Origin of the sequence: Paenibacillus rhizoplanae (genome assembly GCF_042684125.1) — a bacterium.
Lineage (GTDB): Bacteria > Bacillota > Bacilli > Paenibacillales > Paenibacillaceae > Paenibacillus_AQ > Paenibacillus_AQ rhizoplanae.
In genome coordinates, this window is record NZ_JBHUKY010000021.1 from 356,187 (window position 1) to 370,636 (window position 14,450).

The window sequence follows — 14,450 nt, forward strand, 5'->3', positions numbered from 1 at the left end:
GACGGGGGTTGGACCATTGCCGGAGAAGCATGCGTGGAGCTTGAAGATCCGCGGCAAAATCGCACTTGGCTATGTCATCATATTATTAATGTTAGGTCTATTTCTGATTATAGTCTCTGGCCGGATTAACAGCCTGGAGAAAGAAACCGTGTTCTTGAGCGATCATGATATAGAAGTTCATGAACTTACATATCAAATTGAGAAAAATGTACTTGATATGGAGACCGGACAGCGGGGGTACGTCCTTACCGATGATGAGTCCTATCTGGTACCGTATAATGACGGGCTGGTGCAGTGGAGGATTAATGCAGCGAAGCTGAATAATCTCATTGCCGATAACCCGAAGCAGGTACGGAATCTGGACACGATTACGGATAATATCGAGAAGTGGGTCGATGTAGCCGGGCAGCATGTGGTTGAGCTGAAGAAGAATGGCAATACGGAGGCAGTCAACGCTTTTTTTCGCAATGATACGGGGAAAAATCTCGTCGACACGATCCGCTCCCAATCCGACTACTTCCGTGACATCGAACGTACGCTCACGAACGACCGGATCAGCAATCTGAAGGATAGCAATCATAAGCTGCTGATCACCATGTACATATTGTGGGGATTGGTGGTCATACTTGCGCTGCTCATCACTTATCTGCTCTCGGCCAGCATTGTGAATCCTCTGCACAGCGTCATACAGGCCATTAACAGTATTGCCTCCGGCGGTAACCGCTCGGAGCGGATCAAGGTGAAGACTCTGGATGAAATCTATGATTTGGGTGAAGCGACGAACGGGCTGCTGGATAATGTGCAGCGGGAGCAGTGGATGAGCGAACAGCTCACCTCGATGTCGATAGCCCTGCAAGAGACCATTGATATGCCTTCACTATGCAGAATTTTTGTCAGCCGTTTGTCGGTCATGCTGGAAATGCAGTATGCCACTATCTACGTACTGAATAAAGAGGAACTGTTCGAGCGCATCTACTCCTATGCAGGAGCAGAGAATAAGGAAGAACGCATCGGGCCGGAGTTGATTCTGCCGGGAGTAGGCCTGGCAGGTCAATGTGCGCTGGATCAGCGGATGAATGTGATCGAGCAATTACCCGAGGATTATATCTATATAAGCTCTGCTCTGGGCAGAACGGCGCCGAGGTTCGCTGTGATCGCTCCGATTATTTTTGAGAACAAGACCGTTGCTGTACTGGAGATTGCTGCGCTGACCCGTTGGGCGCCTTACCATTTCGAGCTGTTGAAGGAATTGCTGGACATGATGGGTGTTACCGTGAATTCGGTGAAGACCCGGATGGAGATCCAGAGGCTTCTGCATGAATCGCAGGTGATGAACGAAGAGCTTCAGGTTCAATCCGAAGAGCTGCAGACCCAGTCCGAGGAGATGCAGATGCAGACGGAGGAGCTTCAGAGCCAGACCAGCGAGCTGCTAACCGTGAACAAGGAGCTTGAGAACCAGAAATATGTAGCCGAGAATGCAGCGATCGAGCTGGAGCGGTACAATGAACAGCTGGAGCAGAGCTCGCGCTACAAGTCTGAATTCCTGGCCAATATGTCGCATGAGCTGCGGACACCACTGAACAGTATGCTGATTCTCTCACAGCTGCTGACGGAGAACCGCAATCATACGTTAACCGAGGAAGAACTGGGCTATGCCTCTGTCATTTACAATTCCGGCAGTGATCTGCTTAGTATGATTAACGATATCCTGGATCTTTCCAAGGTAGAAGCGGGAAAAATGCTGGTGGAAATGGATGCCGTCAATCTCACCGAGCTGCCCTCGCTGCTGCAGGGTTATTTCGGCAAGCTTGCAGAAGCGCAGAATGTGGAGTTTAACGTGACCCTGAACCCCGAGGTTCCGGATCTGTTCTTCACCGATGAGATGCGCCTGCATCAGATTCTACGGAATCTGCTGTCCAATGCCTTCAAATTCACTGAGCAGGGCGCTGTAACCGTGAAGATTACCAAGCTGGCGGCATATTCGGATCAGAGTTACATAACAGAAGGGCCGGTGCTGGCCTTTGCTGTCCAGGATACCGGAATCGGCATCTCTGAAGAGAACCGTGAGCTGATCTTCGAGGCCTTCCGCCAGGTGGACGGAACGACTGCCCGCAAATTCGGGGGAACCGGTCTGGGCTTGTCCATCTCCCAGCAATTGGCTCAGCTACTGGGCGGGCATATCAGCCTGGAGAGCGAAGAGGGGATGGGCAGTACATTCACCTTGTATCTCCCATGCCGTGAACTGGACAGTGAAGAAGAACCGTTCCATCCGGATCCGGCGGAGCTGGCTCAGACTGCAGCCGGGTCGGAGCACTCCAGAACCGTTCATGACACAGGGCAACCGGGTAATAGCGGGGACTCCCTGTTCGAGAAAGAATACGCCATGCTGCAAGGCAGAACTGTCCTGATTGTGGATGATGATATGCGCAATATTTATGCCTTGCAGAAGGGTCTGGAGCCTTACGGAATGATCATCATGACCGCTCAGACGGGTTATGAATGTCTTCAAGTGGTTAGAGAGCAGCCGGAGGTGGATATCGTACTCCTGGATATTATGATGCCGGTTCTGGATGGCTACGATACCCTGTCCATTATCCGTGAGGAAATGCATCTTATCGACCTTCCAATCATAGCGATCTCCGCCAGGACGATGAAGGAAGACCGTGAACGGTGCTTGTCCGCCGGGGCCACTGATTTCATCAGCAAGCCGGTATTGATGCAGGACGTCATTACACGAATGTGCAGGTACATTTGACTTTTTCAAAAACCCATTGACGAGTATACAAGGTATGATTTATGATGGGTTCATAAATGATCATTTATATGTAGTGGCGTGTTACCTTAACAGGGCATGAGCCAAGATTCGTACTCAATACATTGAGTCCAGTCTTGGCTCTTTTTTGTGCAAAAAATCAGGCAATGGGCGGAAAGGAGGGGGAACTTGGCGAGGGACACTGAACAATTTCAGGTGCTGCGGGTGATTGGGAATAATGTCGTCATGGTAGAGGGCGGAAAAAAGAGCAAGGAATATGTAATTATCGGCAAGGGCATCGGATTTGCGCTTAAGGACACAGGTGTTATTGATTCGGATGATCCCCGGATTGAAAAGCTGTTTCGGCTGGAGGACCGGGAGGAATGGAGTCAGTATCAGATTCTGCTGGAGGACATTGATCCCAAAGTCATGAGAATCACGGATGAGATTATTTCAGATATCGCCCGTGAGTTTCCCGGCAAGCTAAACGACAAGATCTATTTGGCGCTCCCCAGCCACATCCAATTCACCATTTTCCGCTTACGCAGCGGGATGGACATTGTGAATCCATTCCTGGAAGAGACCCGGATGACATTTCCTAAGGAATTTGAGATCGCTTCCAAGGCGGCCGGGAAGATCAGCGAAGGCTTCGAGGTGCAGATTCCAGAAGACGAGGTCGGATTCCTTACTTATCATGTATATTCTGCAGTCAGCAATGTGCCGGTGGGCCAGCTTGTGAAGGCCTCCAACATTGTCAGCGAGCTGATGGAGATGATCCGCAGTGAACGCAAGATCCGCTTTGAGCAAGGCAGTATGAATCATGTCCGGCTGATGGTCCATTTGAGATTCTCGATTGAACGGATTCTGCAGGGTTCGCTCATCGACAATCCTTTTGTGAAGCATATCAAGAAGGAATACAAGGATGAATACAAGCTCGCTCAGAGAATGGGCAAAGTCATGCAGGGCAAGCTCAGTGTAGACGTTCCCGAAGAAGAAATCTGCTTCCTGGCTATGCATCTGCACCGGCTGTTCCAGACGATAGAGAAGAATAAATAGCAGCGGCAAGGAGTGACTTTTATGTTTTCGAGATGGAAAGCTAAAAAAGAAGAGAAACCTACTGAGGCGGTAACCCGCCTGGAGATATACGCTCCGGTCAGCGGACAGTCCGTACCGTTAACGGAAGTGCCGGATGAGACCTTTGCCGGTGGGCATATGGGCCAGGGCATCGCCATAGAACCTATAGAAGGACGTTTAACGGCCCCTTTTGACGGGAAGATCGCCCATGTGGTCAAAACCAGTCACGCTCTAATCCTGGAGCATCCCTCCGGTCTGCAGCTGCTGATGCACATTGGAATTGATACGGTCAGCCTTAAGGGGAACGGGTTCATCAGCCATATCGCTTCTGGAGATGAAGTCAAAGCAGGCCAGACGCTGATCGAGTTCGACCTGGAGATGATCCGGAGCGCGGGTTACCGGACGATCACCCCGGTTATTGTAACCGGCAGCGGGGAGGACCTCCCGGAAGTGAATTGCCATTACGGGGCGGTTAGCGCCGGGCAGAGCAGTATTCTTACGGTGGCTTTACAGCAATAAAGCATACATGTACTTAATATGAAACCAGGGGGATGATTTCATTATGTTGGCTTTTCTACAGAAGTTAGGGAAATCTCTGATGCTTCCAGTCGCAACTTTACCGGCGGCAGCGATTCTGCAAGGGTTCGGGCTGCTCAATTATGAAAAGGACTTGCATCTAGGCAGCACGGTAGGCGGATTCCTCAACCAGTATGTGGCTCCTTTTCTGAATGCGGGGGCCGGAGCGATCTTCGGGAATTTGGCCTTGATCTTCGCAATAGGGGTGGCGATCGGGTTTGCCGGAGATGCTGTAGCCGCTCTCTCCGCACTGATTGCATATCTGGTTCTCGGCAAAGTTCTGCTGATTGTTCCAGGAACCTTTGGCTTTATCAATGACGATGTAGTGCTTGATATGGGCGTGCTTGGCGGTATCTTTGCCGGAGCCTGGGCCGCTTTCCTGTACCAGAAATATCACAATGTTAAAATGCCGGATTGGTTGGGTTTCTTCGCCGGTAAGCGGTTTGTTCCGATTGTGACGGCAGCTTCGACGATGGTCCTGGCTATCTTCATCGGGATGATCTGGAGTCCTGTGCAGGATGTGATCAGCGATTTCGGCAACTGGGTAGTCAGCCTTGGTGCAGTGGGCGCGTTCGTCTTTGGTACGGCGAACCGGCTGCTGGTTCCTATTGGTCTTCACCATGTTATAAATACCATTGCCTGGTTCCAACTCGGTGACTTCACCAATGCAGCGGGCGAGGTCGTCCATGGTGACGTTTGGCGCTTCCTGGCCGGGGACAAAAGTGCAGGGATGTTCACCACGGGCTTCTTCCCGATCATGATGTTTGCGTTGCCGGGTGCGGCGCTGGCCTTCATTCATACTGCCAAGCCGGAAAAGAAAAAGCTGGTAGCCTCCATCTTCATTGGATCTGCGATTGCCTCTATCCTTACCGGGATTACCGAGCCGCTGGAATTCTCCTTCATGTTCTTGGCACCGGTGCTGTATCTAGTTCATGCCCTGCTGACAGGTGTATCTATGGCTCTGATGTATATTCTGGATGTAAGATTAGGCTTCAGCTTCTCTGCCGGGCTGATTGACTACCTGACGAACCTGAAGATTTCAACGAATGCATGGGTATTGTTCCCGGTGGGTCTGGCATTCTTCTTACTATATTATGTATTGTTCCGTTTTGTTATCGTCAAGTTCAACCTCAAAACCCCGGGCCGCGAGGATGACACTGAAGACGAAGTTATTGATCTGTCCAAAGGCGGAGCGACCGTGTCATCCTCTTCCAGAGCCGCCAAGATCCTGGAGAACATCGGTGGTTCTGCGAACATCCGCAGCATCGATGCCTGTATCACCCGCTTGCGCCTTAACGTGAATGATGATAAGGCGGTTAAGGATTCCGCACTCAAGCAGCTGGGTGCATCGGGAGTTATGCGGCTTGGGCAGGGTGCCGTACAGATTGTGTTCGGACCACAGTCCGAGCAGCTTAAGGATGATATTAAGAAGCTGATGTAGCTTGAAGCTGGTCAGCACAGCAGAATAGCTTTTCCTGGCAGGCATCCTTCATGGGATGTCTGTTTTTTTGGAATTTTACTGGTTTGCGGTTTGAACGGGGGCCCTAAGGGTTAAAAAACTAAAAATCCGTTTGTTTTGCGAAAGGATGGGGTATAGGTGAGAAAAAGGCGAATGTCCGGACTTGCGATCCGGCGGATATGGACGGCTGTTATCTGGCTGGGAATAGCTGTAGCACTGAGCGTAACAGCGGGCCAGGCGCAAGCTTCGCCAGCAACGGGCAAAACGATTGAGGTTAATCTGGATGATAAACCGTTGACTTTTGAGAAAGCTCCCTTGCTGGATAAAGGGACAACATTGGTTCCATTCCGTCCGCTGTTCGAAGCGATGGGCCTCAAGGTAGGCTGGAATCCCGCACAGCAGACAGTAACCGGTACGAAGGAAGGCCTAACCATCATCATGAAGATAGGCAGCAAGACGGCTACTGTCAATGGCATCAGTGTTCAACTTCTGCAAGCGCCAACAATTATAGACAGCTACACAATGGTCCCGCTTCGCTTCATCGGGGAGTCCACTCAGGCACTGGTGGCATGGAACCCGTATAAGCCGCAGATTCTTGTCTACACCGACCCTTATCTGGCGGCGAACGGTCTGACCAAAGCAACGGCGAAGACGGCGGTTGACAAGCAAATTGCCGAATTCAAAAAAGTATATGACGAGCAGATCGCCAGCCAGCCGCCGCAGCCCAAACCGCCAGCTCCGGGGACTGTCCCGAATGCTCCTGCCGGAGACGGCTCCTATAAGCCAGCCGCTTCAGACCAAGTGAACCTGAGCAATCTGCAGGGAATGTATTACGGCTTCAGCCCGGACTACGACGGGTATGCGTGCGGCGGGATGTGCTGGAATATCATCACCTTCCTGCCCGGTAATAAAGTGGTTGTGGATGCTCCAAAGCAAGGTGGACCGGAGACGATCAACTGCTCGCTTGACGGCTGCCAGACCTATACGGTACAGAACGGGAAGATCAAGTTAAGTAATGGAAAGACTTATGACATTGCAGTCAAATCCGGCAAGCTGCATATTGATGATGTTGAGCTGAGCCGGGTCAAAACAGTCAAGAGCGGGCTGACCCTAAGTGGTACTTATGTCCACCGCGGCTTCCAGGGGCTGGCTGGGATATCTGCCGGATCAACTTCATGGACACGGACGCTGGTGCTGAACAGCAATGGAACCTTCACCAGCGACAACCTGATGCTGGGTACCGTCCAGGGCGGGGCGCCCACAACAGGCGGGGCCGGAGGTTCAGATACCGGTTCCTATAAGATAAGCGGGAATACCATCGTATTCGCTTTTGGCAACGGCAAGGTATCCAGTTCCCTATTCTTCCAGCATGATGACGGCAGCATCCAGGTTGGGGACGAGAATTACAGCAAGCAATAGTCAGGAATGGAATAGCAAGACGCAAACGGTCCCCGGGATTTAACCGGTGGACCGTTTTTTTGTGGATGTAGATGCTTAGGGCAGCGCCTGGAGTGGATGTATGCGGGCCAACGAGCCTGCCGTATAATTAGAAGATCAGAATTGCTGGAGAGAAATCTTGAGGCAAGGTGATACAAATTAGCCCCAGCCTTCGTCTTACTTATAGCTGCAGCGGATAAGGAGGATTTACCTAATGAATATTCCGGAATCAGACCCATACAAATTAATCTTTTATGAGCATTACCCTAGTGTGCGCCGCAAGCTGGCGGCACTTGTGAGGGACGAGAGTGCTGCCGATGATCTGGCGCAAGAGGTTTTTATCAGACTCTACAGAAATCCGCCGGATGATCCCGCGGCTCTGGGGGCGTGGCTGCATAGAGTGCTTACGCGGATCGGATATGATTATCTGAACCAGCGGGTGAGAGAGCGGCGTCTGATCAACAAGCAGGAGCTGTTATATGATGCGGGGGCTTCTGCTCCTACAGGGGAAGAAGTAGTCCTTAGCAAGCTGGATCAGGAAGATGTGCGGAGCTGGCTGGAGGATCTTCCCGAACGGGACCGGCAGGCTCTGCTGCTTAAGTATTCGGGCTACAGCTATGCAGAGATCGCCGGGGAGCTGGGAGTGAAGCCGCCAGTAGTCGGAACCCTGTTAAGCCGGGCGACAGCCAAACTGAAACACCATGCGGTGAAATCCATTCCGCAAGAATAACGAGATCCGGGAGGAAAGAAACCATGAATAGAGTAAACGGGCAGATACAGCCACAGAACACAGATGAAGCCTGGGCTAAATTACAGGAGAAGCTGGGAGACGAGCCGGTCAATCCGGTGTGGGCTACATGGGGTAAGCAAGAGACCCTTCTGGAGGAACAGACTGTCAAGGCGGATAGATCAGATAGAACAGAACCGGAAGCAGATGTTGTGCTTCAGGCATCTCAGGCGGATGATCATGCAGCAGCGAAGCCAGTGCAAAATACAGGGCGGAAGTCACGCCGGCCTATGATGAGCCGCACCCGCAAGTGGGCAGCAGCAGCGGCAGGCGTAGCGATTTTCGCAGCAATACTAGCTACTCCGGTAGGAAATACAGCCATGGCAGCCTTGCTGAACCAGTTCAAGATGCAGGAGGCCACTGTTGTTGAAGAAGGCGATCTGCGGGATATGTTCTATCAGATAACAGAGAATGGTAATGGCAATATCGCGCAATCCCTTGAGGCCTTCGGTGACGTCTCAATCAGTAATGGTGAGATGAAGGAGAATGTTCCGCTCAAGGATATCCAAGGCTTGCTGGGCTACGCGCCGCTGAAGGGGTCCATTATGGATTCAGTCAAATTTGTTCAGGTAAGCGGGTCCCATGATATCACACTGAACCTGAAGGTGGAGGAAGTGAACAAGGCACTGAAACGCCTGGGCTCGAACAATCTGCTGCCGACCTCTGTAGATGGCAAGCCGATTACGCTTCATATTCCCGAGCAGGTGAATTACGATCTGGGCAGCGATCAGCACTGGGGTGCCTTGTCACAGATGAACACACCTGTCGTTACTGTAGATCCTTCTGTGGATCTGGACGAAGCGGTTGATGCCGTTGTGAACTTCCCGCTCATTCCAGATAATCTGAGAAACAGCCTGCAGAAGAGCCGGATCTTGTCCGGAGATCTGCCGATGCCGCTGATTAAGGGCAGTCATGATGAACAGATTACGGTGGCTGGTACGCCGGTGATTCTTACTGAAATGAAGTACAGTAACGGCAACAGCTATACGGCTGTCTGGGTACAGAAGGGGCAGTTTCTGCAGCTTAGCGGCGGAGACCTCTATCCTGAACGTGAGCAGTTCATTCAGAAGGTACAGGAGTTGATCACACAATGAGCAGTATCCCTGCGATTGATGCGAACGCCTTGACCAAAGCTTATCCGAACGGGCGCGGTTGCCGGGATGTTACTTTGACTGTGGGGAAAGGGGAAGCCTTCGGCTTCCTCGGCCCCAACGGTGCCGGTAAGAGTACCTTTGTTAAAATGCTGGTCGGACTCATCTCGCCAACAGGCGGCCATGCTTCCATCCTGGGCTATCCACTGGGCTCTATGGAAGCCAAAATGAAGATCGGCTATCTGCCGGAGCTGTACCGCTACCAGGATTGGCTGACCGGTGAAGAGGTGGTCAGGCTTCATGCCAAGCTGTGCCGGATTCCGACATCTGTAATGAATCAGAGAATTCCTCAGCTCCTGCAGGAGGTAGGTATCGGGCTGCGCGGAAGGGACCGGGTCAAGCATTATTCCAAGGGAATGCAGCAGCGGCTGGGTCTTGCGTGTGCGCTGGTGAATGACCCGGAGATTCTGTTCCTGGATGAACCCTCCTCAGCCCTTGATCCTATCGGGAGAATGGAAGTTCGGAAAATTCTGCAGCGGCTGAAGGAACGGGGAATAACTATTTTTCTCAACTCTCATTTACTTGAGGATGTTGAAGTGCTGTGCGACCGGATGGCTTTGCTGAGTAACGGAGCGGTCCTGCGGCACGGCAAAGTAGCGGAGATGCTGAACAAACGGACAAGCTGGTACTTCAAAGTGGGCGGATACACGCCTTTTTTGCTGTCCTGGCTTAATGAACATACAGGATTAGCTATCCAGCAATCCGTGCCTGCTGCGGGTAAATCAGGCTATGATCCGGCACAGGAAGAGTCAGATTCGAGTGTTGTGTGGCTTGCGGCGGAGCTGAATCATGAGGAGCAGGCGGGCTGGCTGAACGGGCTGATGGTCCAGCAGGGGATGACACTGTATCAGGTGATCCGCCAGACGGAGCGGCTGGAGGACTGGTTCATGGATGCGGTCGCCGGGCTCAGTCATAGGGGGGAGAAGGAATGAGAACCATACTGGCAATGACCTGGAAGGAAATGCTGCGTAAAAAAGTGATGCTGCTAACCCTGCTGCTGACTGTTGTGTTCCTGATTGCCTTCTGGTTCGTGGCGGATACCGTGGGGACGAACGATCCGGGGGCCGGAACGCTGGGGAATGGTAGCGGGTTATTCATGCAGTTCATGAACGGCGCTTTTATTCTAAGTCTGGGCTTCTTCTTCGGCGCATTCGTTATAGCCTTTCTGGCGATCTTCAGCTCTTTCTCGGTGATAGCAGGTGAAGCGGAACAGGGGGTCATGCAGGCCCTGTTGCCCCGGCCGCTGCCGCGCTGGAAATGGTATCTTGGCCGCTGGCTGGGCTTCGTTACGCTGGGAACGATCTATGCCCTCATTTTGTTCACTGCGATTCTGCTGATTACAAGTGCCCACGCGAATGTTCCCAGAGATGCGGTCGTGCTGGCGAAGTCATTCCTACTGTTCGCCTCTGTAGTTCCCTTGTTAATCTCCGTCTCCATGCTGGGTTCAGGACTATTCTCGGCCCTTGGCAACGGTGTGTTCATGACGATGCTCTATGGGGCAGGTTTTCTCGGAGGGATGGTAGATAAGCTTAGCGGATCGCTGAGTCTGGAGGAGGATGGACTGAAGGTGCTGAATAATCTGACCGGAATGATCTCGATGATTATGCCCGCAGATACCCTGCAGCGCAGAATGACTGTCGAGCTGTTCAGCTTGAAGGATATGAATGGTCTGGTGTCCATGAATAGCGGGGCGCTTAGTCTGATGAATTTCAATTCATTTCCGTCTAATACCTTTGTCGTATACGCTGTAATCTACACTGTGGTTATCTTTGGGCTGGGGCTTTTGCGCTTTCAGCGTAAGGATCTGTAGGAATCAACCCGTGCATACTTTAAAAAACAAACAAACAAAGCAGCGCCCCCGAAGGTTCCTGTTCAGGAGCTTCAAGGGCGCTGTTTCGCGTGCCGGGCAGCAATCATTTGGTCACGCCAATCTCGATCCAATCCGTAGACCAGTTACCGATCTCTCCAAGAATGGGAGCCAGTGCCGTACCTTTATCGGTTAGCGAATACTCAATTCGTACGGGCATCTCAGGATATACAGAACGCTGAATGATCCCTTCAGCCTCCATTTCCTTCAATCGGTCAGATAAGACCTTGCCGCTAAGATTGGACAAGCAATGCTCGATTTCTCCGAACCGCCGCGGACCCTCCATCAGGACGAACACGATCAGGGCTACCCACCGCTTGCTAAGCACATCTACCGCTTTCTCGAACCGGGGGCACATTTCAAAATCATTCATAAGGATCACCTCAGCATTCATTATATCATAAACTTACAATAAGTAATTATAAATATTTATATATATATTATAACTTGACGAAGTTATATTACAATGATAAACTAACTTACAAATAGTTACTGTGACAAAACTTAAATATCAAAATTTAAAAGAAGCTTATGCTATCAAACTTTTAGGACGGTGCTCTTATGATCAACCCAGATATCCTATCTATACTACAGAACAAAATCAACCGGATTCCTATGGGAAACTCCACGAATATATTAGTCGGACCTATTACCCTGCCTGTCAATCTGGACGGGGAGACGATTACTTTCAAATGGTATAGCTGGCTGAACGTGACGGACGAAGAGCTTCAGCGCGCTGAAGGTAAGGAAGCTACCGAGCTGCTCATTAGCCGGTTGTCATCGATGAAGCTTGCGGATGGACAGCAGTCCAGTGTCCTGGTCTACGGAGATTTCGAGCATTCCGAGGAAGCGCTGATCCGGATGCACAGTATTTGCCATACCGGGGATATCTTCGGCAGCAAGCGCTGCGATTGCGGCTTCCAGCTGCACCAGTCGATGAAGATGATTGCGCAGCATGGCGCCGGGGCACTCTTTTATCTGGCGAATCATGAAGGAAGAGGTATTGGTCTGTTCAGCAAAGCGATGGCATATCTTCTTCAGGAAGAAGGGTATGATACCGTAGAGGCCAATCTGGAGCTTGGGTTCGCCGATGATTCCAGAGATTACACGGATGCAATTAGCGTACTTCAGCATCTGCGCAGCCATCCGGTGACCTTGATCACCAACAATCCGAAGAAGATGGAAGCACTTCGGGCTGCCGGAATGAACACGGTGAAGCGGGTGCCGTTATGGGGCGACGTATCGGTCTTCAATGAAAAGTATCTGCGGACCAAAGTGGCCCGTTCCGGACATCTGGAGGCTGTGCCGAACACGGATTTTTTTGAAGAAAGAGTGGCTAAATAAGCAGGCTGGACGGATATACATCCGTTCCATTATAATGGGGTACTGAACCCAATACTTAGCTTAGTGAGGTAACCTATGAATGCTATTCAAGTGCAGGACTTGCGCAAGACCTTCAAAGTCCAAAAAAACCGCGAGGGCCTCAAAGGGGCCTTCGCTGATTTGTTTAAGCGGCAATATTCCGAAGTAACGGCAGTGAAGGACATCTCGTTCAGCATTCCCGAAGGCGAAATCTGCGGGTACATCGGAGAGAACGGGGCCGGGAAGTCCACAACGATTAAGATGCTTACCGGGATTCTTGTGCCAACCGCCGGCAGTCTGACTGTCGGCGGCTTCGTGCCGTATGAGGAGCGCGAGAAGTTCGTGCAGAACATCGGCGTTGTCTTCGGCCAGCGCAGCCAGCTCTGGTGGGACATCGGTGTGATTGAGTCGTTCCAGCTGCTGCGCAAGGTATACCGCGTGTCCGAGCAGGATTTCAAAAAACGGCTGGATGAGCTGGTAGAACGCCTGGAGCTTCAGGATTTGCTGAACCGTCCAGTCCGCAAACTGAGTCTGGGCCAGCGGATGCGCTGCGAGCTGGTGGCGGCACTGCTGCACAATCCGTCCATTCTGTTCCTGGATGAGCCGACGATCGGTCTCGATATTGTCGTGAAGTCGGAGATCCGTGAATTCCTGAAGGACATGAACCGGGAGCATGGCACAACCATTCTGTTGACGACACATGATCTGCAGGATATCGAAGCGCTCTGTTCGCGGGTGATTATGCTTGATGACGGGCGGATTATCTACGACGGGGGTCTGGATGAGCTGAAGCAGCGCTGGGGAACCGGGCGTGAGGTGCAGTTCCAGTTCGGAACGGCCACGAAGCTGCAGCAGCTGATCGACTGGACGGAAGGCATGCCGGTTACCTGGACCGCAGAGAATGAGCTGGCGGCCAAGGTCTGGATTCCGCTGGAGCTGAATGTATCGGATGTGCTGGGCCGGGTCGTCGGACAGGCAGATATCACAGACATCAAAATCATCGAAACAAATACGGATGACATCGTCCGCAGTATTTACCAGTCAGGCTCAGCAGAGAAGCCGGAGGAGCGGATCGCCGCACTCAGCGATGAGAAAGAGGTTATCCATGTCTGAGAAGCTGGCAACGGCAGTTCCCTCCTCCGGTGGTTCTCCGGGCGGCTCCCGGGAGAATGGGCGGAGGCTGCTGCTTGGCGCTTATTTTGACTTTATTCGTATCCGGTTCCTGACGATGCTTGCTTACCGGGTGAATTACTATTCAGGAATTCTGATCTACACGCTCAATATCGGGGTGAACTATTTCACCTGGAAAGCAATATATGGAAATGGCGAGTCGCTCGGCGGCTTCACCGGGGCGCAGATGACCACGTATGTGGCGGTATCCTGGATGGCGCGGGCCTTCTACTTCAACAATCTGGACCGGGAGATTTCCACCGATATCCGTGACGGAAGCATCGCCATTCAGTTCATCCGTCCTTATAATTATGTTCTGGTTAAAATGATGCAGGGCCTCGGCGAAGGCCTGTTCCGCTTCATGATGCTGATGATCCCGGGCATGGTGATTGCCGTTCTGCTGTTTCCGGTACAGCTGCCTACTGAGCCTTCGGCTTGGGCCGGGTTCCTGGTCATGCTGTTCTTCAGCTTCCTGATCAGCTCGCAGATTAACATTATTACAGGTCTGTCTGCCTTCTTCGTGGAGAACAATGAGGGGATGATGCGCATGAAGCGTGTGGTCGTGGATCTGTTCTCGGGGCTGATTGTGCCGATTACCTTATTCCCGGACTGGTTGTCCTCCGTGCTTAAGGTGCTTCCCTTCCAAGCGATTACCTATCTGCCGGGTTCTGTATTTACAGGCCGGGTGCAGGGGGTAGGCATCTGGAATGTGCTGGGTATCCAGGTCTTCTGGTTCCTGCTTCTGCTCATTCCGATTGTCTGGATAAATCACGCAGCGCGTAAGCGGCTGTTCGTGCAGGGGGGTTAAGCTAAGC

The 14,450-nt window shown here is 51.9% G+C and carries 13 protein-coding genes; 12 read left to right on the top strand and 1 reads right to left on the bottom strand.

The annotated features are described in order from the left end of the window. Positions 1-16 precede the first annotated feature (16 nt). The 9 genes from ACFSX3_RS11895 to ACFSX3_RS11935 all read left to right on the top strand — a co-directional run bounded on the left by ACFSX3_RS11895 (position 17) and on the right by ACFSX3_RS11935 (position 11,046). Complete coding sequence (locus ACFSX3_RS11895; RefSeq protein ID WP_209986114.1) at positions 17-2,755, top strand: CHASE3 domain-containing protein; 2,739 nt, start codon at positions 17-19, stop codon at positions 2,753-2,755. 186 nt (positions 2,756-2,941) lie between these two features. Next, the gene (locus ACFSX3_RS11900) at positions 2,942-3,808 is read left to right on the top strand and encodes a PRD domain-containing protein (RefSeq protein WP_036728836.1); all 867 of its coding nucleotides are present in this window, start codon (positions 2,942-2,944) and stop codon (positions 3,806-3,808) included. A 21-nt stretch (positions 3,809-3,829) separates the two neighbouring features. Next, a complete protein-coding gene (locus ACFSX3_RS11905) occupies positions 3,830-4,345 on the top strand; it encodes a PTS sugar transporter subunit IIA (RefSeq protein WP_209986117.1) in 516 nt (171 codons plus the stop codon). A 43-nt stretch (positions 4,346-4,388) separates the two neighbouring features. Further along, on the top strand, positions 4,389-5,843 hold the full coding sequence (locus ACFSX3_RS11910; protein ID WP_209986119.1) for a PTS transporter subunit EIIC: 1,455 nt from the start codon (positions 4,389-4,391) through the stop codon (positions 5,841-5,843). A 156-nt stretch (positions 5,844-5,999) separates the two neighbouring features. Then, positions 6,000-7,280 carry a stalk domain-containing protein gene (locus ACFSX3_RS11915; protein ID WP_209986122.1) on the top strand — a complete coding sequence of 427 codons (1,281 nt, stop codon included), beginning with the start codon at positions 6,000-6,002 and terminating at the stop codon, positions 7,278-7,280. A gap of 232 nt (positions 7,281-7,512) precedes the next feature. Then, a complete protein-coding gene (locus tag ACFSX3_RS11920) occupies positions 7,513-8,028 on the top strand; it encodes a sigma-70 family RNA polymerase sigma factor (protein ID WP_036728818.1) in 516 nt (171 codons plus the stop codon). A gap of 23 nt (positions 8,029-8,051) precedes the next feature. Beyond that, positions 8,052-9,179: a hypothetical protein gene (locus ACFSX3_RS11925; protein WP_209986125.1), complete on the top strand. Its 1,128-nt coding sequence runs from the start codon at positions 8,052-8,054 to the stop codon at positions 9,177-9,179. Beyond that, a complete protein-coding gene (locus ACFSX3_RS11930) occupies positions 9,176-10,168 on the top strand; it encodes an ABC transporter ATP-binding protein (RefSeq protein WP_209986128.1) in 993 nt (330 codons plus the stop codon). Before ACFSX3_RS11925 ends, ACFSX3_RS11930 begins: the two co-directional genes overlap by 4 nt. Beyond that, positions 10,165-11,046 (top strand): ABC transporter permease subunit, encoded by an 882-nt coding sequence (locus ACFSX3_RS11935; protein WP_209986131.1) that lies wholly within the window; start codon positions 10,165-10,167, stop codon positions 11,044-11,046. The genes ACFSX3_RS11930 and ACFSX3_RS11935 overlap by 4 nt, the downstream gene beginning before the upstream one ends. A 103-nt stretch (positions 11,047-11,149) precedes the next feature. Here ACFSX3_RS11935 and ACFSX3_RS11940 read toward each other — a convergent pair whose 3' ends face one another. Next, entirely contained in the window at positions 11,150-11,476 is a 327-nt protein-coding gene (locus tag ACFSX3_RS11940) for a winged helix-turn-helix transcriptional regulator (RefSeq protein WP_209986135.1), read from the bottom strand. 188 nt (positions 11,477-11,664) lie between these two features. On the opposite strand from ACFSX3_RS11940, the gene ACFSX3_RS11945 reads away from it, so the two are divergent. The 3 genes from ACFSX3_RS11945 to ACFSX3_RS11955 all read left to right on the top strand — a co-directional run bounded on the left by ACFSX3_RS11945 (position 11,665) and on the right by ACFSX3_RS11955 (position 14,443). Continuing rightward, positions 11,665-12,447: a GTP cyclohydrolase II gene (locus ACFSX3_RS11945; protein ID WP_209986140.1), complete on the top strand. Its 783-nt coding sequence runs from the start codon at positions 11,665-11,667 to the stop codon at positions 12,445-12,447. A gap of 75 nt (positions 12,448-12,522) precedes the next feature. Beyond that, positions 12,523-13,578, top strand: a complete 1,056-nt coding sequence (locus ACFSX3_RS11950) for an ABC transporter ATP-binding protein (protein WP_209986143.1) — start codon at positions 12,523-12,525, stop codon at positions 13,576-13,578. A gap of 70 nt (positions 13,579-13,648) precedes the next feature. Then, complete coding sequence (locus ACFSX3_RS11955) at positions 13,649-14,443, top strand: ABC transporter permease (RefSeq protein ID WP_209986419.1); 795 nt, start codon at positions 13,649-13,651, stop codon at positions 14,441-14,443. Positions 14,444-14,450 lie beyond the last annotated feature (7 nt).

Coding starts and splice junctions, on each gene's coding strand:
- ACFSX3_RS11905 (WP_209986117.1), top strand. CDS start 3,830: ATGTTTTCGAGATGGAAAGCTAAAAAAGAAGAGAAACCTACTGAGGCG.
- ACFSX3_RS11910 (WP_209986119.1), top strand. CDS start 4,389: ATGTTGGCTTTTCTACAGAAGTTAGGGAAATCTCTGATGCTTCCAGTC.
- ACFSX3_RS11920 (WP_036728818.1), top strand. CDS start 7,513: ATGAATATTCCGGAATCAGACCCATACAAATTAATCTTTTATGAGCAT.
- ACFSX3_RS11925 (WP_209986125.1), top strand. CDS start 8,052: ATGAATAGAGTAAACGGGCAGATACAGCCACAGAACACAGATGAAGCC.
- ACFSX3_RS11930 (WP_209986128.1), top strand. CDS start 9,176: ATGAGCAGTATCCCTGCGATTGATGCGAACGCCTTGACCAAAGCTTAT.
- ACFSX3_RS11935 (WP_209986131.1), top strand. CDS start 10,165: ATGAGAACCATACTGGCAATGACCTGGAAGGAAATGCTGCGTAAAAAA.
- ACFSX3_RS11940 (WP_209986135.1), bottom strand. CDS start 11,476: ATGAATGATTTTGAAATGTGCCCCCGGTTCGAGAAAGCGGTAGATGTG.
- ACFSX3_RS11945 (WP_209986140.1), top strand. CDS start 11,665: ATGATCAACCCAGATATCCTATCTATACTACAGAACAAAATCAACCGG.
- ACFSX3_RS11950 (WP_209986143.1), top strand. CDS start 12,523: ATGAATGCTATTCAAGTGCAGGACTTGCGCAAGACCTTCAAAGTCCAA.